Source organism: Burkholderia sp. Ac-20349 (assembly GCF_017104865.1).
GTDB lineage: Bacteria > Pseudomonadota > Gammaproteobacteria > Burkholderiales > Burkholderiaceae > Burkholderia > Burkholderia aenigmatica.
In genome coordinates this window covers 1-1,312 of sequence record NZ_JAAGPM010000338.1, presented here as the reverse complement: position 1 = coordinate 1,312, position 1,312 = coordinate 1, and the positions used below count along the sequence as shown (strand labels likewise).

Genomic DNA, 1,312 nt, shown 5'->3' with positions numbered 1-1,312 from the left:
TGTCAAGTCCTGGAATAGGTTGACAGTATCCAGGCACTAGAACGCCCGATGCACCGCATCGGGCGTTTTGTATTTCAGGGCGGCATGTGGTCGCTCATGGTTGTAGATGTGCACCGACTGTTCGACCATCTTGGCAGCCTGCTCAAGGTCAACAGGACGTTGCAACAGGAACTCACCCTTGAGGATGCCGTTGACCCGCTCGGCCAGAGCGTTCTGATAGCAGTCGTACCCGTCAGTCATTGAACAGCGCAAGCCGTGACGTCGATGGATGTCCTGATAGTAGGTCGAGCAGTATTGGGCCCCGCGATCGGAGTGGTGGATCAACGGCTGCCCGCTCCGGCGCCTGCGCAATGCCTTCTTGAGCGCCTGACTGACCTGCTCGGTTTGCAGGCTATCGTGAACGTGATGGCCGACGATCTTGCGCGAGAACGCATCCGTGACGAGACTCACATATACAAACGGGCCAGCCGTCGGCAGGTACGTGATGTCGGCCACCCATACCTGTTCAGGGCCGGTCGGCACGATCTGATCGGGTCCCGGTTTCAGCAGATTCGGATGGCGCCGGAAGCGATGATGGCTTTGCGTTGTCTTGTGGTACGCCCGGTGGGGCACGACGAGCAGGCGCGCGCAGCGCAGTACATCGAACAGCCGATCTCGCCCCAGCTTGATGCCGCGCTCAACCAACGCTGGCCCGAGCAGATGATGCAGTTTTCGTGTCCCAAGTCTGGGCTGACGCAGCCGTACATCCCGCACCAGCGCCGTCACGGTCTCGGCCTGCGAGCAGCGACGTTCCTCACGTTGGAAACGCTTGTAATACGCTTGGCGGCTGATGCCCATGTATCGGCAGGCTCGCTCGACGCTCAGCTTTTTGATCCGCTTTTGCGCGACGACCTGCCCGAAGGCTTTTTTACGGTGATTCCGTAGTCCTTGCGCATCACGTCGATCACCGCCTCGAACAGTGCGGATTTCTCCTGCGCTTCTCGCAACTGTGTCTCCAACTCCTTGATGCGCTGCTCCGGTGTGAGCGGCTTTGAGTCTTGCTTTGGCATGATGGAACCCGATCGCGCACGGCCGGATGGATCGGCCCAATCCTGCAAGCCGTGCTTACGTAACCATACCAGCACGGTCGAGCGCCCCTGGATTCCGTAGCGGCGCTGCGCCTCTTTGTACGTCAGTTCGCCCTTTTCGACCTGCTCGACCACTGATAGCTTAAAAGCTAGGCTGTAGTCCCGCTGCGTTCGCTTGATCTCTTGCTCCACTTGGCACCTCTTCGTTTCCGCGAAAAAGTGTCAACCTATTTCAGGACGGGTCA

1 protein-coding gene is annotated in these 1,312 nt (G+C 59.0%); it reads right to left on the bottom strand.

Annotated elements, in window-relative coordinates; all coding sequences use genetic code 11:
• Positions 1–36 precede the first annotated feature (36 nt).
• Positions 37–1,259, bottom strand: a protein-coding gene (locus tag G3N61_RS39090) for an IS3 family transposase (protein WP_205825118.1) whose coding sequence is annotated in 2 segments (ribosomal slippage) — positions 37–891 and positions 894–1,259 — 1,221 coding nt in all. Because the reading frame shifts where the segments join, the coding sequence is not laid out codon by codon here.
• Positions 1,260–1,312 lie beyond the last annotated feature (53 nt).